This is a genomic window from Enterobacter sp. 22466, assembly GCF_052044775.1.
In the GTDB taxonomy this organism is placed as follows: Bacteria; Pseudomonadota; Gammaproteobacteria; order Enterobacterales; family Enterobacteriaceae; genus Enterobacter; species Enterobacter dissolvens.
The window spans coordinates 184,945-208,408 of the sequence record NZ_JBQENX010000007.1 but is presented as its reverse complement, the minus strand read 5'-3'; the positions used below and the strand labels follow the sequence as shown (position 1 = coordinate 208,408).

The window sequence follows — 23,464 nt, the reverse complement described above, 5'->3', positions numbered from 1 at the left end:
TTATTGTGCGTCGCCAAACAGCCCTTTCAGAAACCGCTCCAGCGCCATACGCGAGCTAAAACCATGCGGAATACCATAATGCTCATGCGTCTCGCCGCCTAAATAGAGCGGAAATTGCTGGTAGTGATCGCAGGTTTTAATATCCGAGGCAGGCTCAGCAAATGACAGACTTCTGTCTTTCAGTGTCGGGTGAATAATGAGAGCGGTACGCCCCATTCTGGCTTCACGATTCACGTAAACATAATTCTCGCCACGGCGATAGCCATACGCTTTTGGCGTCACTTCATCCATGGTGAATCCCGCTTTTTCAAGAACGCGTGCCACCTCATCCGGTCGTAAATACATATCTTTTCCTCGTTATCTTTTCCTGCCCGGCAACCTTACAGTATTCAGCATTAGCAGGGCTTTCAGAATATTCCATAAACGGCCTGATGAGTCGTGACTCGCTTCAGATATTAAATTTCTGAACTAAACTAAACCGGAAGACAAAATTATGGAGGATCGTATGTTTAACAGACCGAACCGAAACGATATTAACGACGACGCTCAGGATATTCGTAATGATGTCAGCAAATTAGCGGACACGCTGGAAGAGGTACTGAAATCCTGGGGCTCCGATGCGAAGGACGATGCGGAGGCCGCAAAACGTAAGGCTCAGTCTCTGCTGCGTGAAACCCGTGCCCGTATGCATGGCCGTTCACGCGCCACCCAGGCTGCCTGCGACATGGCGAGTTGCGCGACAACCTTCGTCCGTGAAAAACCGCTGTGTACGCTCGGCACGGTCGCGGCGGTCGGCATTTTTGTTGGCGCCCTGCTTAGCCTGCGTAAGTAAGCGCGCGCGTTATCAGCTCCGGTTGCCTCTGGTGCCGGGGCTTTTCTTTGCCTGAAAGCCTGAAAAATCCGTACAGCCCGCCCTGCCCCGCTGTGCTCATCATTGGGGCGTCATCAATCTAAATTTCCCATATCTTGTATGGTTGAAACTTATCACAACTACATCTAGTATTCCTTTTAGCAAGACACACACAACCTGACGCGATGCTTCGCGCCGTTCTCTCATTTTAAATGGAAATACGAATCATGAGCATTATTATTTACACTCGTAACGATTGTGTTCAGTGCCACGCGACCAAACGCGCTATGGAAAGCCGCGGGGTGGATTTTGAGATGGTGAATATCGATCTGGTGCCCGAGGCGGCCGATACCCTGCGCGCCCAGGGATTTCGCCAGCTGCCGGTGGTAGTGGCCGGGGAAACCAGCTGGTCTGGCTTCCGCCCGGATATGATTAACCGCCTCGCCGCGCAGGCCGCAAGGGCATGAGCGGGCTGGTCTACTTCTCAAGCAGCTCGGAAAACACGCTTCGCTTTATCGAGCGCGTCGGGCTGCCTGCGGTACGCATTCCGCTCAACGAGCGGGAGCGTATTCGGGTAGACGACCCTTACATCCTGGTGGTTCCCAGCTATGGCGGCGGCGGTACGGCAGGCGCAGTACCGCGTCAGGTGATCCGCTTTCTCAACGATCCCCACAACCGCGCGCTTATCCGCGGCGTGATTGCGGCGGGCAATCGTAATTTCGGCGACGCCTTCGGTCGCGCCGGGGATGTCATCTCTCAAAAATGCGGCGTGCCGTATCTCTATCGCTTTGAACTGATGGGGACACAGCAGGACGTAGAGAACGTGCGTAAAGGAGTAAACGAATTTTGGCAACGACAACCGCAGAACGCGTAATGCAGGCGACACCTGATTACCACGCCTTAAACGCGATGCTTAACCTCTACGATCGCGAGGGGCGCATCCAGTTTGGTAAAGATCATGACGCCGTGGACGCCTTTTTTGCCGCCCACGTCCGTCCCAACAGCATGACGTTCGCCAGCCAGAACGCACGTCTCGACTATCTGGTCAACGAAGGGTATTACGAAGAACGCGTGCTCGCCCGCTACGACCGCGCCTTTGTGGTCAGGTTATTTGAGCGGGCCCACGCCAGCGGTTTTCGGTTCCAGACGTTTCTTGGCGCCTGGAAGTACTACACCAGCTACACCCTGAAAACCTTCGACGGCAAACGCTATCTTGAAAGCTTTGAAGATCGCGTGGTGATGGTGGCGCTGACGCTGGCCCAGGGCGACGAATCCCTGGCTGAACAACTGACGGATGAGATCCTCTCCGGGCGCTTCCAGCCGGCCACGCCAACCTTCCTCAACTGCGGTAAGTCCCAGCGCGGCGAGCTGGTCTCCTGCTTCCTGCTGCGTATAGAAGACAATATGGAGTCGATTGGCCGCGCGGTGAACTCGGCGTTGCAGCTCTCAAAGCGCGGCGGTGGCGTGGCGTTTTTGCTGTCTAACCTGCGTGAAGCGGGTGCGCCGATTAAGCGCATTGAGAACCAGTCGTCCGGCGTGATCCCGGTGATGAAGATGCTGGAAGATGCCTTCTCCTATGCCAACCAGCTTGGGGCCCGTCAGGGGGCCGGGGCGGTCTACCTGCACGCGCACCATCCGGACATTCTGCGTTTTCTGGATACCAAACGCGAAAACGCCGACGAAAAAATCCGTATCAAAACCCTGTCGCTTGGGGTGGTGATCCCGGATATCACCTTTAAACTGGCCAAAGAGAATGCCGACATGGCGCTCTTCTCGCCGTATGACATTGAACGCCTCTACGGCAAGGCATTTGGCGACGTGGCGATAAGCGAGCTGTACGACGAGCTGGTTGCCGACGATCGCATTCGCAAAAAATACATCAACGCCCGCGATTTCTTCCAGCGGCTTGCCGAAATTCAGTTTGAGTCCGGCTATCCGTATATCATGTATGAAGACACGGTAAACCGTGCGAACCCGATTGCCGGGCGTATCAACATGAGCAACCTCTGTTCGGAGATTTTGCAGGTCAACAGTGCGTCTGCCTATGACGAGAATCTGGACTACGCCGACATCGGCAAAGATATCTCCTGCAACCTCGGATCGCTGAATATCGCCCACACCATGGATTCACCGGATTTTGGCCGCACGGTAGAAACGGCCATTCGCGGGCTGACGGCGGTGTCCGACATGAGCCACATCCGTAGCGTGCCATCCATTGAGGCGGGTAACGCCGCATCGCACGCCATCGGTCTTGGGCAGATGAACCTGCACGGCTATCTGGCGCGGGAAGGCATCGCCTACGGTAGCCCGGAAGGGCTGGATTTCACCAATCTCTATTTTTACACCATCACCTGGCATGCGCTGCATACCTCAATGATGCTGGCGCGCGAGCGCAACCAGCGCTTCGCGGGCTTTGAACAGTCGCGCTATGCCAGCGGGGAATATTTCAGTCAGTATCTGGAGGGTGACTGGCAGCCGAAAACCGAACAAGTGCGCAAACTGTTTGCCCGTGCAGGGATTACCCTGCCGACGCGGGAAATGTGGCAGCAGCTGCGTGACGATGTCATGCGCCACGGCATCTATAACCAGAACCTGCAGGCGGTACCGCCCACCGGCTCTATCTCCTACATCAACCACGCCACGTCGAGCATCCACCCGATTGTGTCGAAAATTGAGATCCGCAAGGAGGGCAAAACCGGGCGCGTTTACTATCCTGCCCCGTTTATGACCAACGAGAACCTGGCGCTGTATCAGGACGCGTATGAGATTGGCCCGGAAAAAATCATCGATACCTACGCCGAGGCGACCCGACACGTGGATCAAGGTCTGTCGCTGACGCTCTTCTTCCCGGACACGGCCACCACGCGGGATATCAACAAAGCGCAGATTTATGCCTGGAAGAAAGGCATTAAAACGCTCTATTACATTCGCCTGCGCCAGCTTGCGCTGGAAGGCACCGAAATCGAAGGCTGCGTGTCCTGCGCGCTGTAAGGAGAAAGGATGAAACTGTCACGCGTGAGTGCGATTAACTGGAACCACATTCAGGATGATAAGGACCTGGAGGTGTGGAACCGCCTGACCAGCAACTTCTGGCTGCCGGAAAAAGTGCCGCTTTCTAACGATATTCCGGCCTGGCAAACCCTGAGTCACGCCGAGCAACAGCTGACCATCCGCGTCTTTACCGGCCTGACGCTGCTGGACACCATTCAGAATACCGTCGGTGCCCCCGCGCTGATGGCCGATGCGCTGACGCCGCATGAAGAGGCGGTGATGTCGAACATCAGCTTTATGGAAGCGGTGCACGCCCGCTCCTACAGTTCGATCTTCTCGACGCTGTGCCAGACCAAAGATGTGGATGCGGCCTACAGCTGGAGTGAAGAGAGCGAGTCATTGCAGCGTAAAGCCAACCTGGTGCTGGATTATTATCAGGCCGATGAGCCGCTGAAGAAGAAAATCGCCAGCGTGTTCCTGGAATCTTTCCTCTTCTACTCCGGCTTCTGGCTGCCGATGTACTGGTCGAGCCGCGGCAAACTCACCAACACCGCCGATCTCATTCGTCTCATCATCCGGGATGAAGCGGTGCACGGGTATTACATCGGCTATAAGTACCAGAAAGGGCTGGAGAAAGTCAGTGATGCCAGACGCGAGGAACTGAAAGGGTTTGCCCTTGATTTGCTGATGGATCTCTATGATAACGAGCTGAGCTATACCGAAGAACTGTACGCCGGAACCGGCTGGGAAGAGGAGGTAAAAGCCTTCCTCTGCTACAACGCCAACAAAGCGCTGATGAACCTCGGCTACGAGGCGTTGTTCCCACCGGAAATGGCCGACGTGAACCCGGCAATTCTGGCGGCCCTTTCCCCTAACGCTGATGAAAACCACGACTTCTTCTCCGGGTCCGGTTCATCGTATGTGATGGGCAAAGCGGTGGAAACGGAAGATGAGGACTGGGATTTTTAATGAGCGCCTTAACGTTCATTAATTAAATATAACTATTCCAGTTTCCTTCCGGATATTTCTCCTTCAGCTACACTGTCATCTCCACGACATATTCGCCTGAATCACTCCGATCCAGGCGAATTCTCCCAATGGCGCAGCAAAAAATTCAGAAAAATGCAGATCGCGCTCAGCCCTTTACTCATGGGAAATTCAGCCGTTTCGCTTACTGCAAAATTCAACCCATAAGCAAACCCAGGGTTGCCTCAGAATCTGAGTATGTTAGGGTTATGCCCGTTAACAATTTACCATGGTAATCATATCGACATAAACAAATAACAGGACACTCTCTATTGCATGGCAATTAAATTAGAAGTGAAGAATCTTTATAAAATATTTGGCGAGCATCCACAGCGCGCATTCAAATATATTGAGAAAGGCCTTTCGAAAGAGCAAATTCTGGAAAAAACCGGGCTGTCGCTTGGCGTTAAAGACGCCAGTCTGGCCATTGAAGAAGGCGAGATTTTTGTCATCATGGGGTTATCCGGTTCGGGTAAATCCACTATGGTTCGCCTTCTCAATCGCCTGATTGAACCCACCCGTGGGCAGGTCCTGATTGATGGTGTAGACATTGCCAAAATATCAGAGGCCGAACTCCGCGAGGTGCGCAGAAAAAAGATTGCGATGGTCTTCCAGTCGTTCGCCCTGATGCCGCATATGACGGTACTGGATAATACCGCCTTTGGTATGGAATTAGCGGGCGTTGCCGCCAGTGAACGTCAGGAAAAAGCGCTGGATGCATTGCGCCAGGTAGGGCTGGAAAATTATGCCCATGCGTATCCGGATGAGCTTTCCGGCGGTATGCGTCAGCGTGTGGGTTTAGCCCGCGCATTAGCCATTAATCCCGATATTTTATTAATGGATGAAGCCTTCTCGGCGCTTGATCCTTTAATTCGCACCGAGATGCAGGATGAGCTGGTAAAATTACAGGCCAGACACCAGCGCACCATTGTCTTTATTTCTCACGATCTCGATGAGGCCATGCGTATTGGTGACCGCATTGCCATTATGCAAAATGGCGAAGTGGTGCAGGTCGGTACACCGGATGAAATTCTGAATAATCCGGCAAATGATTATGTGCGGACCTTCTTCCGCGGCGTGGATATTAGCCAAGTGTTTAGCGCCAAAGATATTGCCCGCCGTACCCCGAACGGCATTATTCGTAAAACGCCAGGCTTCGGTCCGCGCTCTGCCCTTAAGCTTCTGCAGGACGAAGACCGCGAATACGGTTATCTGGTTGAACGCGGCAATAAATTTGTCGGCGTTGTCTCCATCGATTCTCTCAAAACCGCGCTCAGCGAAAACCAGGGAATTGATGCGGCGTTAATTGACGCTCCGCTCGCCGTGGATGCCGAAACGCCGCTCAGCGAGTTGCTCTCTCACGTCGGCCAGGCACCGTGTGCCGTGCCGGTTATTGGGGAAGAACAACAGTACGTCGGCATCATTTCAAAACGAATGTTGCTGCAGGCTTTAGATCGCGAGGGGGCAAACAATGGCTGATCAATCTAACCCGTGGGGCACCACAGAGGCAGCAGACAGTGCTGCACAATCTGCCGATGCGTGGGGTTCCACGCCAGCACCGACCGATGGCGGTGGCGCGGCAGACTGGCTCAATAATGCGCCAGCACCGGCGCCAGAGCACTTCAATATTATGGATCCGTTCCACAAAACGCTGATCCCCCTGGACAGCTGGGTGACGGAGGGGATCGACTGGGTGGTCACCCATTTCCGTCCGGTCTTCCAGGGGATCCGCGTCCCGGTGGATTACATTCTCAACGGCTTCCAGCAGCTGATGCTGGGCATGCCCGCACCGGTGGCGATTGTGCTGTTCTCGCTGATCGCCTGGCAGTTTGGTAGCGCAGGCATGGGGATCGCCACGCTGATCTCGTTGATTGCGATTGGTGCCATTGGCGCATGGTCGCAGGCGATGATCACCCTGGCGCTGGTGCTGACCGCCCTCCTCTTCTGCATTGTCATCGGTTTGCCGATGGGGATCTGGCTGGCGCGCAGTCCACGAGCGGCGAAGATCGTTCGGCCGCTGCTGGATGCGATGCAGACCACCCCAGCGTTCGTCTATCTGGTGCCGATCGTGATGCTGTTCGGCATCGGCAACGTGCCGGGCGTGGTGGTGACCATTATCTTCGCCCTGCCGCCGATTATTCGTCTGACGATACTCGGGATTAATCAGGTACCTGCGGATCTGATCGAGGCCTCCCGTTCGTTCGGTGCCAGCCCGCGGCAGATGCTGTTTAAAGTTCAGCTCCCGCTGGCGATGCCCACCATCATGGCGGGGGTTAACCAGACGCTGATGCTGGCGCTGTCGATGGTGGTGATTGCCTCAATGATTGCCGTTGGCGGGCTGGGCCAGATGGTGCTGCGCGGGATTGGCCGTCTCGATATGGGTCTGGCGACCGTCGGCGGCGTCGGCATTGTGATCCTCGCCATTATTCTTGACCGCCTGACCCAGGCTGTCGGTCGTGATTCACGCAGTCGCGGCAACCGTCGCTGGTATACCACCGGCCCTGTCGGATTAATCACCCGTCCATTCATCAGATAATAAGGAACAACGATGCGACATAAGGTACTTTTTGCCACAGCGTTTGCCACCCTTGTCTCCACCAGCGCATTCGCCGCGGACCTGCCGGGTAAAGGCATTACCGTACAGCCGGTTCAGAGCACCATTTCGGAAGAGAGCTTCCAGACGCTGATCGTCAGCCGCGCGCTGGAGAAGCTGGGTTATACGGTCAATACGCCGAGCGAAGTGGATTACAACGTTGGCTACACCTCGATTGCCTCCGGTGATGCGACATTCACTGCCGTCAACTGGCAGCCGCTGCACGACGATATGTACGCCGCGGCTGGCGGTGATAAGAAGTTCTACCGTGAAGGCACCTTCGTGACCGGTGCGGCGCAGGGTTATCTGATCGACAAGAAAACCGCCGACCAGTACCACATCACCAATATTGAGCAGCTAAAAGATCCGAAGATCGCCAGATTGTTCGACACTAACGGCGACGGCAAAGCCGATATGATGGGCTGCTCGCCGGGCTGGGGTTGTGAAGCGGTGATTAACCACCAGAACAAGGCGTACGGTCTGGCGAAAACCGTCGATGTGAGCCACGGCAACTACTCGGCGATGATGGCCGACACCATCGCCCGCTTTAAAGAGGGCAAACCGGTGATCTACTACACCTGGACCCCGTACTGGGTGAGCGACGTGCTGAAGCCAGGTAAAGATGTGGTGTGGCTGCAGGTGCCGTTCTCCTCCCTGCCGGGCGAGCAGAAAGATATCGACACCAAACTGCCGAACGGCATGAACTACGGCTTCCCGGTGAATACGATGCATATCGTCGCCAACAAAGCCTGGGCGGAGAAAAACCCGGCCGCGGCAAAACTGTTCTCGGTAATGAAGCTGCCGCTGGCGGACATCAACGCCCAGAATGCGATGATGCACGCGGGCAAATCGTCTGAGGCGGATGTGAAGGGCCATGTTGACGGCTGGATTAAAGCCCACCAGCAGCAGTTTGATGGCTGGGTGAAGGAAGCGCTTGAGGCGCAGAAGTAAGTTTTTCCCCTCACCCCGGCCCTCTTAATCGTTCCCTCTCCCTGTGGGAGAGGGTTAGGGTGAGGGCACCAGACCGCACCATCCCCAAAACCGCACAATCCATCACCCGACAATCCCCCATCCTTCACAATCATTGGTTATTATTGTTTCCGGAAAAATAATCACTTAACTAATGATTTCTTAAACTCATGACAAAAACATCTCAGGGGCTTAGCCCCGCGCTTATTCTTTTAATGTCCGTGGCAACGGGTCTGGCGGTCGCCAGTAACTACTACGCGCAACCTCTGCTCGATACCATCGCCCGGGCGTTCAACCTTTCAGCCAGCTCGGCCGGCTTTATTGTCACCGCCGCGCAGCTCGGCTATGCCGCCGGGCTGCTGTTCCTGGTGCCGCTCGGGGATATGTTTGAGCGCCGGATGCTGATTGTCTCCATGACCCTGCTGGCCGCAGGCGGCATGCTGATCACCGCCAGCAGCCATTCTTTAACAATGATGATTATCGGCACCGCGCTGACGGGTCTGTTCTCCGTGGTGGCGCAAATTCTGGTCCCACTGGCCGCCACCCTCGCCGCACCGGAAAAGCGTGGCAAAGTGGTGGGCACTATTATGAGCGGCCTGCTGCTGGGGATTTTGCTGGCGCGTACCGTCGCAGGATTACTGGCAAGCCTTGGCGGCTGGCGCACCGTCTACTGGGTGGCAAGCGTGCTGATGGTGGTGATGGCGTTGGCGCTCTGGCGCGGCCTGCCAAAGGTGAAGCAGGAAAACCACCTGAACTATCCTCAGCTTCTGGCCTCCGTGTTCAGCCTCTTTACCCGGGATAAACTCCTGCGTACCCGCGCGCTGCTGGGCTGCTTCACCTTCGCCAACTTCAGCATCTTATGGACGTCGATGGCCTTTCTGCTGGCCGCACCGCCGTTTAACTATTCCGAAGGGGTGATTGGTCTGTTTGGTCTGGCCGGTGCGGCGGGGGCGCTCGGCGCACGTCCGGCTGGCGGGCTGGCCGATAAGGGCAAATCCCACATGACCACCAGCGCCGGGCTGGTGCTGCTTCTGCTCTCCTGGGCGGCCATCTGGTACGGTCATACCTCCGTGCTGGCGCTGATCGTCGGCATTCTGGTGCTCGATCTCACCGTGCAGGGGGTGCATATCACAAACCAGACCGTTATCTACCGCGTGAAGCCGGAGGCGCGAAATCGCCTCACCGCCGGTTACATGACCAGCTACTTTATTGGCGGTGCTGCGGGCTCGTTAATTTCCGCCTCGGCGTGGCAGCATGGCGGGTGGTCAGGGGTGTGCGCGACAGGGGCCGTTGTCGCCGCGCTAAACCTGGTAGTATGGTGGCGCGGATACCATCGTCAGGAAGCCATTCACTAAGTTTTACATAGCTTTGGGCCTCTTAGGGTGTAAAGGGGCCCCTCAGTCTGTTAATGTAAACGTAATCATTTATCCCAGAAATTTTAATGTGGGTGACATATTTTCAAACGGCATGAATAGTTCAGACCCCTGTCCTCACATCCTCTCTTTCGCGGGTTCACCCCCCTCTCTTTCTGTGCTCACCGGGTCACGGACTTACCCGGCGCTTTCTGATAGTGGCATAAGTTTGGCGGATTTAACCGCACAAATAATTCATTTACATTATTTGTCACTATCGTTACTATATCGGCTGTAATTAATGAGGTTATGCCCAAATGGATAGTTCGTTTACGCCCATTGAACAAATGCTTAAATTCCGCGCCAGTCGTCATGAGGACTTCCCGTATCAGGAAATCCTGCTGACCCGCCTGTGCATGCACATGCAGGGGAAACTGCTGGATAACCGTAATAAGATGCTGAAAGCTCAAGGGATTAACGAGACGTTGTTTATGGCGTTGATTACGCTGGAGTCTCAGGAAAATCACAGTATTCAGCCGTCGGAGTTGAGCTGCGCGCTGGGTTCGTCCCGTACTAACGCCACCCGTATCGCTGATGAGCTGGAAAAACGCGGCTGGATTGAGCGCCGTGAAAGCGACAACGACCGCCGTTGTCTGCATCTGCAACTGACCGACAAAGGTCACCAATTCCTGCGTGAGGTGCTGCCACCTCAGCATAACTGCCTGCACAAACTCTGGTCTGTCCTCAGCACCGCCGAGCGCGACCAGCTTGAGCACATCACTCGCAAGCTGCTCACCCGTCTGGATCAGATGGATGAAGACGGCGCTATCCTTGAGGCGCTGCGCTAACGCGACGACACGCTCGAATATCCAGATTTAAAAAAGAAAACTGACAGGCCAGCACGTGACACTGCTGGCCTTTCTGACAACAGGTCGGCGCAGCCGATGTGAAAATAAGAAGATCGTGGAGAACAACAATGAGCGCAAATGCGGAGAACACAACCCCGCAGCAACCGGCCAACAAGAAAGGCAAACGTAAGGGCGCCCTTCTTCTGTTGACCTTGCTCTTTATCATTATTGCCGTGGCATATGGGATCTATTGGTTTTTAGTATTGCGTCATGCTGAAGAGACTGACGACGCATACGTGGCAGGGAACCAGGTACAAATTATGGCGCAGGTGTCGGGCAGCGTGACGAAAGTCTGGGCTGATAATACCGACTTTGTGCAAAAAGGGGATGTGCTGGTCACGCTGGATCCGACCGACGCCCAACAGGCGTTTGAAAAAGCACAGACCGCGCTGGCCTCCAGCGTGCGTCAGACCCGTCAGCTGATGATCAACAGTAAGCAGCTGCAGGCCAACATCGACGTGCAGAAAACCGCACTCGCCCAGGCACAGAGCGACCTTAACCGCCGTGTGCCGCTCGGCACCGCCAACCTGATTGGCCGTGAAGAGCTGCAGCACGCCCGCGACGCCGTTGCCAGCGCCCAGGCGCAGCTGGATGTGGCCATTCAGCAGTACAACGCCAACCAGGCGATGATTCTCGGCACCAGCCTTGAAAACCAGCCTGCGGTACAACAGGCGGCGACCGAAGTCCGTAACGCATGGCTTGCCCTGCAGCGTACCAAAATCGTCAGCCCGATGACCGGCTATGTCTCCCGTCGTTCCGTACAGCCCGGCGCGCAGATTAGCCCAACCACGCCGCTGATGGCGGTCGTGCCGGCGGACAATCTGTGGGTTGATGCGAACTTCAAAGAGACGCAGCTCGCCCATATGCGTATCGGCCAGACGGCGACCGTTATCAGCGACATTTACGGTGATGACGTGAAGTACACCGGTAAAGTGGTGGGTCTGGATATGGGTACCGGCAGCGCCTTCTCGCTACTCCCTGCGCAGAACGCCACCGGTAACTGGATCAAAGTGGTTCAGCGTCTGCCTGTGCGTATCGAGCTGGATGCCAAACAGCTGGCTGACCATCCGCTGCGTATTGGCCTCTCCACGCTGGTGACGGTGGATACCGCCAACCGCGACGGTCAGATTCTGGCAAGCCAGGTTCGTAGCACCCCGGCTTATGAAAGTAACGCCCGTGAAATTAGCCTCGATCCGGTCAACAAGCTGATCGATGACATCGTGAAGGCAAACGCCGGTTAATCCGAAGGTGAGCGTTATGCAACAGCAAAAGCCGCAAAAACCGCTGGAAGGCGCGCAGCTGGTCATTATGACCATTGCGCTGTCGCTGGCGACATTCATGCAGGTGCTGGACTCCACCATCGCAAACGTGGCGATCCCGACGATCGCCGGGAACCTTGGCTCGTCGTTGAGCCAGGGGACCTGGGTCATTACCTCGTTCGGGGTAGCGAATGCCATCTCCATTCCGATTACCGGCTGGCTGGCGAAGCGCGTCGGGGAAGTGAAGTTGTTCCTGTGGTCAACGGTGGCATTTGTGCTGGCCTCCTGGGCGTGCGGCATGTCCAGCAGCCTGACGATGCTGATTTTCTTCCGCGTCATCCAGGGGATTGTCGCCGGGCCGCTGATCCCTCTCTCCCAGAGTTTGCTGCTGAGCAACTACCCGCCCGCGAAACGATCCGTCGCGCTGGCGCTCTGGTCAATGACCGTGATCGTCGCGCCTATCTGCGGACCGATTCTGGGCGGTTACATCAGCGATAACTACCACTGGGGTTGGATCTTCTTCATCAACGTCCCGATTGGCGCTGTCGTGGTGCTGATGACGCTGCAATCCCTGCGCGGTCGCGAGACCCGCACCGAACAGCGGCGAATCGACAGTATTGGGCTGGCGCTGCTGATCCTGGGTATCGGCAGTCTGCAGATCATGCTCGACCGGGGTAAAGAGCTGGACTGGTTCAACTCGCAGGAGATCATCATCCTGACCATTGTCGCGGTGGTGTCGCTAAGCTTCCTGATTGTCTGGGAGCTGACGGACGACAACCCGATAGTCGATCTCTCGCTGTTTAAGTCGCGAAACTTTACCATCGGCTGTTTGTGTATCAGCCTCGCCTATATGCTCTACTTCGGCGCGATTGTTCTGCTGCCGCAGCTGTTGCAGGAGGTGTATGGCTATACCGCGACCTGGGCGGGTCTGGCGTCTGCGCCTGTTGGGGTGATCCCGGTGCTGCTGTCGCCAATCATTGGCCGCTTTGCCCATAAGCTCGACATGCGTCGGCTGGTGACCTTCAGCTTCATTATGTATGCGGTGTGCTTCTACTGGCGTGCGTATACCTTTGAACCGGGGATGGACTTTGGCGCTTCTGCGTGGCCGCAGTTTATTCAGGGCTTCGCGGTAGCGTGCTTCTTTATGCCGCTGACCACCATCACGCTGTCTGGCTTACCGCCTGAGCGTCTGGCGGCCGCGTCGAGCCTGTCGAATTTCACCCGTACGCTGGCGGGCTCCATCGGGACCTCGATTACCACCACCCTGTGGACAAACCGGGAATCGATGCACCATGCGCAGCTGACCGAAGCGGTGAACCCGTACAACCCGAATGCGCAGCAGATGTATAGCCAGCTTCAGGGGATGGGCATGACGGAGCAGCAGGCGTCCGGCTGGATTGCCCAGCAGATCACCAGCCAGGGGCTGATTATCTCGGCCAACGAGATTTTCTGGATATCGGCGGGGATCTTTATCGTCCTGCTGGGACTGGTGTGGTTTGCCAGACCGCCGTTTGGTGCCGGTGGTGGGGGTGGTGGCGCGCACTAGCCCTCTGCGTGAAATGCCCGGTGGCGCTTCGCTTACCGGGCCTACGATTTGTGCACATCCGGCAAAACCCGCGCTGTTGTCTAAAACGCGACAGCGATTGTCACGTCCGATAAAGCAGCGCGCCTGAAATCGATTCACGATAGTGAAAAGACAACAGGAGCGCATCATGCTGAACACACCCGCCGACAAGTACCAGCCTTACCCCGTTATTTCTCTTCCTGACCGCCGCTGGCCTGAGCAACGCATCACCCACGCGCCGCGTTGGCTCTCAACCGATTTACGCGATGGTAACCAGGCCCTTGCCGAACCCATGGACAGCTCGCGCAAGCTGCAGTTCTGGGATCTGCTGCTGAGCTGCGGGTTCAAAGAGATTGAGGTCGCCTTTCCTTCCGCCTCGCAGACCGACTTCAACTTTGTTCGCCAGTTGATTGAAGAGAACCGCATCCCGGATGACGTCACGATTCAGGTATTAACCCAGGCACGGGAAGACCTGATCGTCCGCACCTTTGAATCGTTACGCGGGGCGAAACAGGCCACCGTCCATCTGTATAACGCCACCGCCCCGCTGTTCCGCCGCCTGGTGTTCGGCCTGGAGAAAGCGCAAATCGTTGAGCTGGCAACACGCTACACGCGGCTTATCCGCAAACTCTGCGAAGAGAACCCGGAAACCCGCTGGCAGTACGAATACTCCCCGGAAACCTTCTGCTTTACCGAACCGGAGTTTGCCCTGGAGATTTGTGAAGCGGTGGCGGAGATCTGGCAGCCGTGCGCCGAACGGCCAATGGTGATCAACTTACCGGCCACCGTGGAGGTCAGCACGCCGAACGTGTACGCCGATCAGATCGAGTATTTCTGCCGCCGCTTTAGCCGCCGCGCTGATGTTTGCATCAGCGTTCATCCGCATAACGATCGCGGCACCGGCGTGGCCAGCGCAGAGCTGGCGGTACTGGCGGGCGCAGATCGCGTGGAAGGCTGCCTTTTTGGCAACGGCGAACGCACGGGCAACGTCTGTCTGGTGACGCTGGCGATGAATCTCTACAGCCAGGGGATCAGCCCGAATCTCGACTTTAGCGATATGAACCGGATGGTAGAAGTGGTGGAAACCTGCAACCAGCTGCCGGTGCATCCGCGCCATCCGTGGGCGGGACGGCTGGCCTATACCGCCTTCTCGGGCTCTCATCAGGACGCCATCAAAAAAGGCTTTGATGCCCGCAAACCGGGCGAGCGCTGGGAGATGCCGTACCTGCCTGTCGATCCGCAGGATATCGGCTGCACGTATGAAGCGGTGATCCGGGTTAACAGTCAGTCCGGGAAAAGCGGTAGCGCCTGGCTCATCGAGCAGAATCATGGTCTGAAATTACCCCGCGCGCTGCAGCAGGATTTTAGCCAGCACGTGCAGCAGGAGACCGATCGCCACGGTAAAGAGATGACGCAACACGCCCTGTGGCAGCTGTTTCGCAGCCGCTACGGGCTGGTCGCAGACCCGCACTTTGCCCTGCAATCTTATCGCAGCGACAGTCAGCAGGATGGTCAGTTACGTTTGACGGCAAGTGTCGTGACGCAGGGCGCAACGCGCCAGCTTGAAGGCCAGGGCAACGGGCTGTTATCCGCGGCCGCCAGTGGCTTAAGCCGCTGGATCACCACCCCGTTTGTGATTAAGGACTACCACGAACACACGCTGGGGGAACGCAGCGACAGCCGTTCGGTGGCCTATATTCGCTGCCTGTTCCAGGACGGCAGCAGCCGCTGGGGTGTGGGCATTGACAGTGACGTGGCGCGCGCCTCGCTTCAGGCGCTGTTCAATGCGGTTAGCTGTCTTTGAAGTAATCGCTGGGTGAGATCCCCATCACCCGGCGAAACATCGCGGTAAAGGCGCTGTGGCTACCGTAGCCCAGATCCAGCGCCACGCGTAACACAGGCTGGCCCTGTGCCAGCCGTTGTAACGCCTCCAGCAAGCGCGCCCTTCTCAACCACTCTGCGTAGCGTAAACCGGTCTGCTGCTGAAAGTGGCGGTTCATCGTGCGCTCGCTCATGCCTGCGGTGCTCGCGGCCTCAGTACTGCTCCAGCTTTCGCCGGGTGCCTGGCGGATCCGCTGGCAAAGCTGGCGTAACGGCTCGCTTTCCGGCTCCGGCAGATGAAACGGCAGCACTGGCATCAAACGGATCTCATCCAGAATCAGCTCATACACCCGCTCGTCCCGGCTTCCCGGTGAGTAAGACTCCTCAAGCTGCAGGGAGACAAGGATCAGTTCGCGTAATAGCGACGAGATCTGCACGATCTGGCAGGTCGCAGGGAGATCGGCCCGCGCCAGCGGATCGATAAACAGCGTGCGCGCCGCTACGTTGCCGGTGATGCGAAGCGAGTGTTGCGTTCCTGCTGGTAGCCAGACGCCCCGGCCCGGCGGAACCACCCAACAGCCCGATGCGGTATCTACCCGTACCACCCCGCTCAGGGTGTGCAGCAGCTGGGCACAGTCGTGGTGGTGCCACGGCTCGCTGTCACCATGAACGTAATCATGGGCAAACGGAACGAGGGGACGATGGGTAAAAGAGAAGGTAGACGTTGTGGTCATGGGGTTAAGCAACCCTCACCCTACCCTCTCCCGTCGGGAGAGGGAAAAGGTGCACTAGATGTGCAGTTCCTGCAGTTTTTCTTTTGGCAGGGCCAGCTCTTCGTTGCTGTTGACGCGAACATCACGCTCGATGATGTGACGCGCGATCTCCTGGGCTTCTTCCAGAGAGTGCATCTGGTAGGTGCCGCACTGGTAGACGTTCAGCTCTGGGATCTGGTTCTGCTCTTTTACCTTCAGCACGTCCTGCATGGCCGCTTTCCACGCATCTGCGACACGCTTCTCTTCCGGCTGGCCGATCAGGCTCATGTAGAAACCGGTACGGCAGCCCATCGGAGAGATATCGATAATCTCAACGCCGTTACCGTTCAGGTGGTCACGCATAAAACCTGCAAACAGGTGTTCCAGCGTATGAATGCCTTTTTCCGGCATCACTTCTTTGTTAGGCACGCAGAAGCGCAGATCAAATACGGTGATCGTGTCGCCGTGCGGAGTGTGCATGGTCTTCGCCACACGGACTGCAGGTGCTTCCATACGGGTATGGTCGACAGTAAAGCTATCTAATAACGGCATACGTCACCTCCGATAGTGATTTTTTTTAAAATAAACTGAACTCTTCTACAGAATGCACGTCTGAGTATATGAAAGACGCGCATTTGTTATCATCATCCCTGAATTCAGAGATGTATATTTTGGCCACAGCGATGTGGCCTTTTTCTTTTCTGCTTAAGCCTGCCTTGCCAGAAACGCGTCAAACGACTCCGTATCTGCCGCTTCAACCTCTTTCTGACGTACAACAGACGCATCCCGTTCCGCGACAAAATCCGCTTCGCTCAGGATCTCTAATGGCTCATGCATCAGCATCTCACGGTACTCCGCAGAGAGGGCACGCCCTGTTCCGCCGATGCCCTGATCAATCATAGAACGCAGAATACGCGCCGAGAAAGTCAGCTCCGGGTTATCAAAGCATTCCACTAACTGGTCGCAGACCTGTTGATACGCTTCGCCACCGTAAAGGCTGTCCATTGTCTGGGCCACTCGCTTCAGGTCGCGGAACAGATCTTTACCCACTTTCGGCAGCGGGAACTGCGCCGTTTCACAGCCAATACCCAACGTCAGGCCCGGTTTGCGCCCTTCGAGAATCACGCGGTTCCAGTTAGTGCGGGTACAGAGCAGTTCGTCTGAACTCATTTCCGGCGCATCGGCCAGCACACACCAGACCATAAACAGATCCAGGAAACGAACCTGCTGCTCATCAACACCAACCGGCGAGAACGGGTTGATATCCAGTGAGCGCACTTCAATGTATTCGATCCCGCCGCGCTGCAGCGCATCCGACGGGGTTTCCCCGCTACGCGTCACACGCTTCGGACGAATTGGTGCGTACAGTTCGTTTTCAATCTGCAGCACATTGCTATTGATTTGCAGACGTTTGCCGTCTTTTTCGAGGCCGATTTTCTCGTACTCTTCCGACGGGGTTTTGATCGCCCGCTTCAATCCTGCCACATATTCCTGCAATTCGTTAAACGTAATACCGAGATTGCTTTGCGATTTATTGGTATAGCCAAGATCGCTCAGGCGCAGAGAGGTGGCGTACGGCAGATAGTACATCCCGCACTCGGTCTTCTCGAACGGCAGCGTCGTCGGTTTCCCCTGCAGGAACGAGGAGCATATTGCCGGCGATGCACCAAACAGATAAGGAATAACCCAGCCAAAACGGTAATAGTTGCGGATCAGGCGGAAGTAGCCCGCGGAGATCGCGTCCTTATCCGTTTCACCGCATTTCGCCTGCCAGAAAGCCATCGGCAACGAGAAATTGTAATGTACGCCTGAGATCGTCTGCATCAACGCGCCGTAGCGGTTTTTCAGACCCTCGCGATATAGCGTTTTCAGTCGACCGATATTCGAGGTGCCGTATTGCGCCAGCTCAATCTCCTGCCCTTGCTCAATATAGCAGGGCATGCTGAGCGGCCACATGCGCTCATCACCCATATTACGGGCGGTGTAGCGATGGATATCGCGCAAAATCGTCAGCATATGATCAATATCACCGTCCACCGGAGTGATAAACTCCAGCAGTGCTTCAGCGAAATCGGTAGTGATCCATTTATGTGTCAGCGCCGAGCCTAACGCCTTCGGGTGACCCGTCGTCGCTAAGCTGCCATCCGCGTTTACGCGCAGCGTTTCACGCTCAAGACCACGCTGAATACCCTTCAGTGCCTGAGGGTGTTTTTCCAGCCAGGCCAGCGCCTGTGATACGTCCGGGATCAAATTGACCTCCCGCCTGTCAAAGTAATGTTACTCAGCATAATTGTAATGGTTGACGATTGAAGGTCGCGTATTCATTCCACCAATTAGTGCCACCACGTCATACCCTGTAGTGTTGCCCACGCCACAAGAACATAGCGCAACGCCTTGCCAAGGCACAAAAAAAAGAGCACCGGCCCCCAGGAGATGCGCATCCATCCCGCCAGCAGACACAGTAAATCGCCTATTACAGGCATCCAGCTTAATAACAGCGTGGCAGCGCCATAGCGTTTTAGCCAGCCGACTGCCTTTTCCTGCCAGCGCGATTTTTCACGCAGCGGAAAGAAACGCCCAAGAATAACGTTAGTCAGCCCTCCAAGGCTATTACCCATTGTTGCTATTAACACCAGCAACCAGGGCTGACTCACGCCAGACAACAGCATCGCCACCAGCACCACTTCCGAATTTCCCGGTAAGAGCGTAGCGCTTAAAAAACTGCTGGCGAATAATGATAAAAGTGACAGCGCGTCACTCACAGTAAGCGCACATCCACAGCATCCATTCCGGCTGCACGCGCGGCCTGAATGCCAAAGTCAGCATCCTCAAACACAACGCATTTCGCTGCCGGCACCCCCATTCGTTCTGCGCAAAGCAGAAAGGTGTCCGGTGCGGGTTTGTGATTTTTAACATGATCGGCGGCAACCACAGCAGAAAAATAGTGGCGCAGGCCAAGATGGTTGAGTAGCGCTTCGGCAATGGCACTTTCGCTGCCCGTGCCAACCGACATCGGGCGACGTCCGTGCCACGCTTTTACCACCTCAACAAGCGGCAGAGGCCGCACGGTGTCCAGCAGCATTGCTTTGACTGCATCGGTTTTTTCGCGCGCCAGCAGGTGCGGGTCGAGATCGGCCTGATTAAGCTCAATGACGGCCTGTGCGATACGCCAGGTAGGGGATCCGTTGAGGGCAATCATCGCCTGGAGATCGAAGCGCATACCGTAACGACCAAGGACGTCTGTCCAGGCTTTACGGTGCGTGGGTTCGGTATCCAGCAAGGTGCCATCCATATCGAAGATCAAACCGTCATACTGTGCGTACATCGTGCTCTCGCTAACCGATTAACAAAGGATTACTTTATCGTAAACGGGGGTTTTTGTCGCTGATTGCGAAGTGATAACAACGAGAGTGATTAAGAACTAAACATCGAAGGGAACATCAGAAGAGATGGTGCATCCGGGAGGATTCGAACCTCCGACCGCTCGGTTCGTAGCCGAGTACTCTATCCAGCTGAGCTACGGATGCATCGGGGAAATGCTTTTAGAAACAGTAAATGGTGCATCCGGGAGGATTCGAACCTCCGACCGCTCGGTTCGTAGCCGAGTACTCTATCCAGCTGAGCTACGGATGCATCAGGGTACTGCTTTCAGAAATAGTAAATGGTGCATCCGGGAGGATTCGAACCTCCGACCGCTCGGTTCGTAGCCGAGTACTCTATCCAGCTGAGCTACGGATGCATCGGGATTTACTACTGTACTGCTCGATATTCATATCACTTCTAAAGCAATATGAAGTAATAGATGGTGCATCCGGGAGGATTCGAACCTCCGACCGCTCGGTTCGTAGCCGAGTACTCTATCCAGCTGAGCTACGGATGCAAAATGGCGGTGAGGCGGGGATTCGAACCCCGGATGCAGCTTTTGACCGCATACTCCCTTAGCAGGGGAGCGCCTTCAGCCTCTCGGCCACCTCACCACACAACGCCTCTTTCGAGTGCTTCGAGTGACTCGTTAAGAGCTTCTCGTCGCTGCGTGGCGCATATATTACTTTCTGGGACTTATAAGTCAAACAATTTTCCAAAAGCTTTTATCGTTTGCACAAATCACAGGCAATTCGCATGTAAAAGCCGCAAAGAGGGTGTTTTATAAGCGGATTTTGCTGGCATCTTCACAGAAAACCTGTGCAGAAATGGCGGTGTTGCGACGAGTTAAGGGTAACGGAGTGGTTAAAAAGAGAGCGATTGAAATTAAACGGTAACTTTGAGCAGGAAAAATGACAAGAGGGGTTGCGTCTCGCCCGACAGCGAGACGCGATAATATCAGTAACTGGACTGCTGGGATTTTTCAGCCTGGATACGCTGGTAGATCTCTTCACGGTGGACAGATACTTCTTTAGGAGCGTTAACACCAATACGTACCTGGTTACCCTTCACCCCTAAAACTGTCACGGTGACCTCATCCCCAATCATGAGGGTCTCACCAACTCGACGAGTCAGAATCAGCATTCTTTGCTCCTTGAAAGATTAAAAGAGTCGGGTCTCTTGTATCCCGGCATTATCCATCATATAACGCCAAAAAGTAAGCGATGACAAACACGTAAAGTGTAAGCAGTCACGGCATCACATTCTGTTAAACGTAAGTTTAGCCGATATACACAAACTCAACCTGACTTTATCGTTATCGATAGTGCAGTGAACAAGACGCCATAACGTTACCGCTATGGCGTCTGTTTGTGCTTTGTAGTTATTACAGTTTCGCGCTTACCCAGCTTTCAACGCTGGCCAATGCCGCAGGAAGTGCCGCCGCATCCGTACCACCGGCTTGCGCCATGTCCGGACGACCGCCACCTTTGCCACCCACCTGCTGGGCGACCATACCAATCAATTCCCCTGCTTTAACGCGGTCGGTCACATCCTTAGAGACGCCCGCAATCAGAGAAACCTTACCTTCTGCCACCGTTGCCAGCACAATAACTGTCGAACCAAGCTGGTTCTTCAGATCGTCGACCATGGTACGCAGCATCTTAGGCTCAACACCTGCCAGATCGCTGACAAGCAGTTTAACGCCCTTAATGTCTACAGCCTTGCTGGAGAGGTTTGCACTCTCCTGCGCCGCAGCCTGCTCTTTGAGCTGCTGCAGCTCTTTTTCCAGCTGGCGGGTGCGATCCAGCGCAACACGCACTTTCTCGCCCAGGTTCTGGGTATCGCCTTTCAACAGCTGCGCAATGTCGTGCAACTGGTCGCTCTGCGCATGCAGGCTGGCAATCGCGCCTTCACCGGTCACCGCTTCAATACGACGTACCCCTGCCGCCGTCCCGGATTCGGAAACGATGCGGAACAGACCAATATCACCGGTACGTGATGCGTGAGTACCACCGCAGAGCTCGGTAGAGAAGTCGCCCATGCTCAATACGCGAACACGGTCGTCATATTTCTCACCAAACAGGGCCATCGCACCTTTTTTCTTCGCCGCGTCGAGATCCATAATGTGGGTTTCGATTGGCAGGTTACGGCGGATTTGCGCGTTCACCAGATCTTCCACCGCACGGATTTCAGACGGTTTCATCGCTTCAAAATGCGAGAAGTCGAAACGCAGCACTTTGTCGTTAACCAGAGAACCTTTCTGTGCAACATGCGTTCCCAGAACCTCACGCAGTGCAGCGTGCATCAGGTGCGTTGCCGAGTGGTTCAGACGGATGCGTGCACGACGCGCTTCGTCGACATTAGCCTGAACGCCCTCGCCCACTTTCAGGGAGCCTGAAACCAGTTTACCCAGATGACCAATCGCCTGGCCGTATTTCTGGGTGTCGCTCACGCTGAAGCTGAAACCGTTGCCTTTCAGTTCGCCTTTATCACCAACCTGACCACCGGATTCCGCATAGAACGGGGTCTTATCCAGAATGACAACCGCATCCTGACCTGCGCTGATGCTCTCCACGGCTTTGCCGTCAACAAACAGGGCGGTCACTTTGCCGGTCAGTTCCAGTGCTTCATAGCCTTTGAATTCAGACGCGCTGTCTACGCGGATCATCGCGTTGTAGTCTGCGCCAAAACCGCTGGACTCACGCGCACGACGACGCTGCTCTTCCATCGCCGCTTCAAAGCCCGCTTCGTCCACTTTGATGTTGCGCTCACGGCAAACGTCCGCCGTCAGGTCAACCGGGAAACCGTAGGTGTCGTACAGGCGGAAAGCAGTTTCGCCATCCAGCGTGTCGCCCTTAAGCTTAGCGAGTTCTTCATCCAGCAGCGCCAGACCGCGCTCCAGTGTACGTGCAAACTGCTCTTCTTCAGTCTTCAGAACTTGCTCAACCTGCGCCTGCTGGCGTTTCAGCTCGTCACCTGCAGAACCCATTACGCCAATCAGTGGCCCAACGAGTTTATAGAAGAAGGTGTCCTTCGCGCCCAGCATGTTGCCGTGACGGATAGCACGACGAATGATACGACGCAGCACATAGCCACGGTTTTCATTCGACGGAATAACGCCGTCCGCAATCAGGAACGCACAGGAACGGATATGGTCTGCGATTACGCGCAGTGATTTGTTGTTCAGATCGGTCGCGCCGGTCACTTCTGCAACGGCTTTGATCAGGGTGCTGAACAGATCAATTTCGTAGTTGGAGTTAACGTGCTGCAGAACAGCCGCAATACGCTCCAGGCCCATACCGGTATCCACGGACGGCTTCGGCAGCGGCTCCATGGTGCCGTCGGCCTGACGGTTGAACTGCATGAAGACGATGTTCCAGATCTCAATGTAGCGATCGCCGTCTTCTTCCGGGCTGCCTGGAGGGCCGCCCCAGATGTGGTCGCCGTGATCGTAGAAGATCTCGGTGCACGGACCGCAAGGACCGGTGTCACCCATCTGCCAGAAGTTGTCAGACGCGTACGGTGCGCCTTTGTTATCACCGATGCGAATAATACGTTCGCGCGGGATACCGACTTCTTTTTCCCAGATTTCGTAGGCTTCGTCATCGGTTTCATAGACGGTAACCCACAGACGCTCTTTCGGCAGGTTGAACCAGTTTTCACCGGTCAGCAGTTCCCACGCGTATTGAATCGCATCGTGTTTGAAATAGTCGCCGAAGCTGAAGTTACCCAGCATTTCGAAGAAGGTATGGTGGCGTGCGGTGTAACCGACGTTTTCCAGGTCGTTGTGTTTACCGCCCGCACGCACGCAACGCTGTGAGGTTGTGGCGCGGGAATAATTACGCTTGTCGAGACCAAGGAACACATCCTTGAACTGGTTCATCCCGGCGTTGGTAAACAGCAGAGTTGGGTCGTTGTTCGGTACCAGGGAGCTGCTGGCAACAACCTGGTGTCCCTTACTATGGAAAAAATCGAGAAACGCCTGACGGATCTCAGCGGTGCTCTTGCTCATAATT

At 55.6% G+C, this 23,464-nt stretch carries 21 protein-coding genes and 5 tRNA genes; 13 read left to right on the top strand and 13 right to left on the bottom strand.

Going from position 1 to position 23,464, the window contains the following annotated elements; all coding sequences use genetic code 11:
* On the bottom strand, positions 1-345 hold the full coding sequence (locus tag ACTJJI_RS18480) for a DUF2002 family protein (RefSeq protein ID WP_013098417.1): 345 nt from the start codon (positions 343-345) through the stop codon (positions 1-3).
* Between the two features lie 160 nt (positions 346-505).
* Here ACTJJI_RS18480 and ACTJJI_RS18475 point away from each other — a divergent pair, with 160 nt between their 5' ends.
* The 13 genes from ACTJJI_RS18475 to leuA all read left to right on the top strand — a co-directional run bounded on the left by ACTJJI_RS18475 (position 506) and on the right by leuA (position 15,316).
* Positions 506-832: a DUF883 domain-containing protein gene (locus ACTJJI_RS18475; protein WP_046889284.1), complete on the top strand. Its 327-nt coding sequence runs from the start codon at positions 506-508 to the stop codon at positions 830-832.
* Between the two features lie 245 nt (positions 833-1,077).
* Complete coding sequence (nrdH, locus tag ACTJJI_RS18470) at positions 1,078-1,317, top strand: glutaredoxin-like protein NrdH (protein ID WP_013098419.1); 240 nt, start codon at positions 1,078-1,080, stop codon at positions 1,315-1,317.
* The gene (gene nrdI, locus ACTJJI_RS18465) at positions 1,314-1,724 is read left to right on the top strand and encodes a class Ib ribonucleoside-diphosphate reductase assembly flavoprotein NrdI (RefSeq protein ID WP_046889272.1); all 411 of its coding nucleotides are present in this window, start codon (positions 1,314-1,316) and stop codon (positions 1,722-1,724) included. The genes nrdH and nrdI overlap by 4 nt, the downstream gene beginning before the upstream one ends.
* Entirely contained in the window at positions 1,697-3,841 is a 2,145-nt protein-coding gene (gene nrdE / locus ACTJJI_RS18460; protein WP_047361476.1) for a class 1b ribonucleoside-diphosphate reductase subunit alpha, read from the top strand. The genes nrdI and nrdE overlap by 28 nt, the downstream gene beginning before the upstream one ends.
* A gap of 9 nt (positions 3,842-3,850) precedes the next feature.
* Positions 3,851-4,810, top strand: coding sequence for a class 1b ribonucleoside-diphosphate reductase subunit beta (gene nrdF / locus ACTJJI_RS18455; protein ID WP_020684925.1), 960 nt, complete (start codon positions 3,851-3,853; stop codon positions 4,808-4,810).
* 333 nt (positions 4,811-5,143) lie between these two features.
* Positions 5,144-6,346 carry a glycine betaine/L-proline ABC transporter ATP-binding protein ProV gene (gene proV / locus ACTJJI_RS18450; protein WP_014833010.1) on the top strand — a complete coding sequence of 401 codons (1,203 nt, stop codon included), beginning with the start codon at positions 5,144-5,146 and terminating at the stop codon, positions 6,344-6,346.
* The gene (gene proW, locus ACTJJI_RS18445) at positions 6,339-7,403 is read left to right on the top strand and encodes a glycine betaine/L-proline ABC transporter permease ProW (protein WP_014833011.1); all 1,065 of its coding nucleotides are present in this window, start codon (positions 6,339-6,341) and stop codon (positions 7,401-7,403) included. The genes proV and proW overlap by 8 nt, the downstream gene beginning before the upstream one ends.
* A 12-nt stretch (positions 7,404-7,415) precedes the next feature.
* The gene (gene proX, locus ACTJJI_RS18440; protein WP_047361474.1) at positions 7,416-8,411 is read left to right on the top strand and encodes a glycine betaine/L-proline ABC transporter substrate-binding protein ProX; all 996 of its coding nucleotides are present in this window, start codon (positions 7,416-7,418) and stop codon (positions 8,409-8,411) included.
* A gap of 188 nt (positions 8,412-8,599) precedes the next feature.
* Positions 8,600-9,784, top strand: a complete 1,185-nt coding sequence (locus ACTJJI_RS18435) for an MFS transporter (RefSeq protein ID WP_046889275.1) — start codon at positions 8,600-8,602, stop codon at positions 9,782-9,784.
* A 314-nt stretch (positions 9,785-10,098) separates the two neighbouring features.
* The gene (mprA, locus tag ACTJJI_RS18430; RefSeq protein ID WP_014833014.1) at positions 10,099-10,629 is read left to right on the top strand and encodes a transcriptional repressor MprA; all 531 of its coding nucleotides are present in this window, start codon (positions 10,099-10,101) and stop codon (positions 10,627-10,629) included.
* A 128-nt stretch (positions 10,630-10,757) separates the two neighbouring features.
* Positions 10,758-11,930 (top strand): multidrug efflux MFS transporter periplasmic adaptor subunit EmrA, encoded by a 1,173-nt coding sequence (gene emrA / locus ACTJJI_RS18425; protein WP_014833015.1) that lies wholly within the window; start codon positions 10,758-10,760, stop codon positions 11,928-11,930.
* Positions 11,931-11,946: 16 nt separating this feature from the next.
* The gene (emrB, locus tag ACTJJI_RS18420) at positions 11,947-13,494 is read left to right on the top strand and encodes a multidrug efflux MFS transporter permease subunit EmrB (protein WP_014833016.1); all 1,548 of its coding nucleotides are present in this window, start codon (positions 11,947-11,949) and stop codon (positions 13,492-13,494) included.
* Positions 13,495-13,660: 166 nt separating this feature from the next.
* Complete coding sequence (leuA, locus tag ACTJJI_RS18415) at positions 13,661-15,316, top strand: 2-isopropylmalate synthase (protein ID WP_440655114.1); 1,656 nt, start codon at positions 13,661-13,663, stop codon at positions 15,314-15,316.
* Here the strand turns inward: leuA and ACTJJI_RS18410 are convergent.
* The 12 genes from ACTJJI_RS18410 to alaS all read right to left on the bottom strand — a co-directional run bounded on the left by ACTJJI_RS18410 (position 15,303) and on the right by alaS (position 23,460).
* A complete protein-coding gene (locus tag ACTJJI_RS18410) occupies positions 15,303-16,067 on the bottom strand; it encodes an AraC family transcriptional regulator (protein ID WP_440655112.1) in 765 nt (254 codons plus the stop codon). The genes leuA and ACTJJI_RS18410 overlap by 14 nt on opposite strands.
* 54 nt (positions 16,068-16,121) lie before the next feature.
* On the bottom strand, positions 16,122-16,637 hold the full coding sequence (luxS, locus tag ACTJJI_RS18405) for an S-ribosylhomocysteine lyase (RefSeq protein WP_014833019.1): 516 nt from the start codon (positions 16,635-16,637) through the stop codon (positions 16,122-16,124).
* Positions 16,638-16,790: 153 nt separating this feature from the next.
* A complete protein-coding gene (gene gshA, locus ACTJJI_RS18400) occupies positions 16,791-18,335 on the bottom strand; it encodes a glutamate--cysteine ligase (protein ID WP_014833020.1) in 1,545 nt (514 codons plus the stop codon).
* Between the two features lie 83 nt (positions 18,336-18,418).
* On the bottom strand, positions 18,419-18,847 hold the full coding sequence (locus tag ACTJJI_RS18395; RefSeq protein WP_014833021.1) for a YqaA family protein: 429 nt from the start codon (positions 18,845-18,847) through the stop codon (positions 18,419-18,421).
* The gene (gene yqaB / locus ACTJJI_RS18390) at positions 18,844-19,410 is read right to left on the bottom strand and encodes a fructose-1-phosphate/6-phosphogluconate phosphatase (protein WP_014833022.1); all 567 of its coding nucleotides are present in this window, start codon (positions 19,408-19,410) and stop codon (positions 18,844-18,846) included. The genes ACTJJI_RS18395 and yqaB overlap by 4 nt, the downstream gene beginning before the upstream one ends.
* A 125-nt stretch (positions 19,411-19,535) precedes the next feature.
* Positions 19,536-19,612: transfer RNA gene (locus tag ACTJJI_RS18385), tRNA-Arg, on the bottom strand.
* A 29-nt stretch (positions 19,613-19,641) separates the two neighbouring features.
* Positions 19,642-19,718 (bottom strand) — tRNA-Arg (locus tag ACTJJI_RS18380).
* Between the two features lie 29 nt (positions 19,719-19,747).
* Positions 19,748-19,824: transfer RNA gene (locus tag ACTJJI_RS18375), tRNA-Arg, on the bottom strand.
* A gap of 64 nt (positions 19,825-19,888) precedes the next feature.
* Positions 19,889-19,965, bottom strand: a tRNA-Arg gene (locus ACTJJI_RS18370).
* Between the two features lie 4 nt (positions 19,966-19,969).
* Positions 19,970-20,062 (bottom strand) — tRNA-Ser (locus tag ACTJJI_RS18365).
* A gap of 343 nt (positions 20,063-20,405) precedes the next feature.
* On the bottom strand, positions 20,406-20,591 hold the full coding sequence (csrA, locus tag ACTJJI_RS18360; protein ID WP_000906486.1) for a carbon storage regulator CsrA: 186 nt from the start codon (positions 20,589-20,591) through the stop codon (positions 20,406-20,408).
* A 241-nt stretch (positions 20,592-20,832) separates the two neighbouring features.
* Positions 20,833-23,460 carry an alanine--tRNA ligase gene (alaS, locus tag ACTJJI_RS18355; RefSeq protein ID WP_047361465.1) on the bottom strand — a complete coding sequence of 876 codons (2,628 nt, stop codon included), beginning with the start codon at positions 23,458-23,460 and terminating at the stop codon, positions 20,833-20,835.
* Between the last annotated feature and the right edge of the window lie 4 nt (positions 23,461-23,464).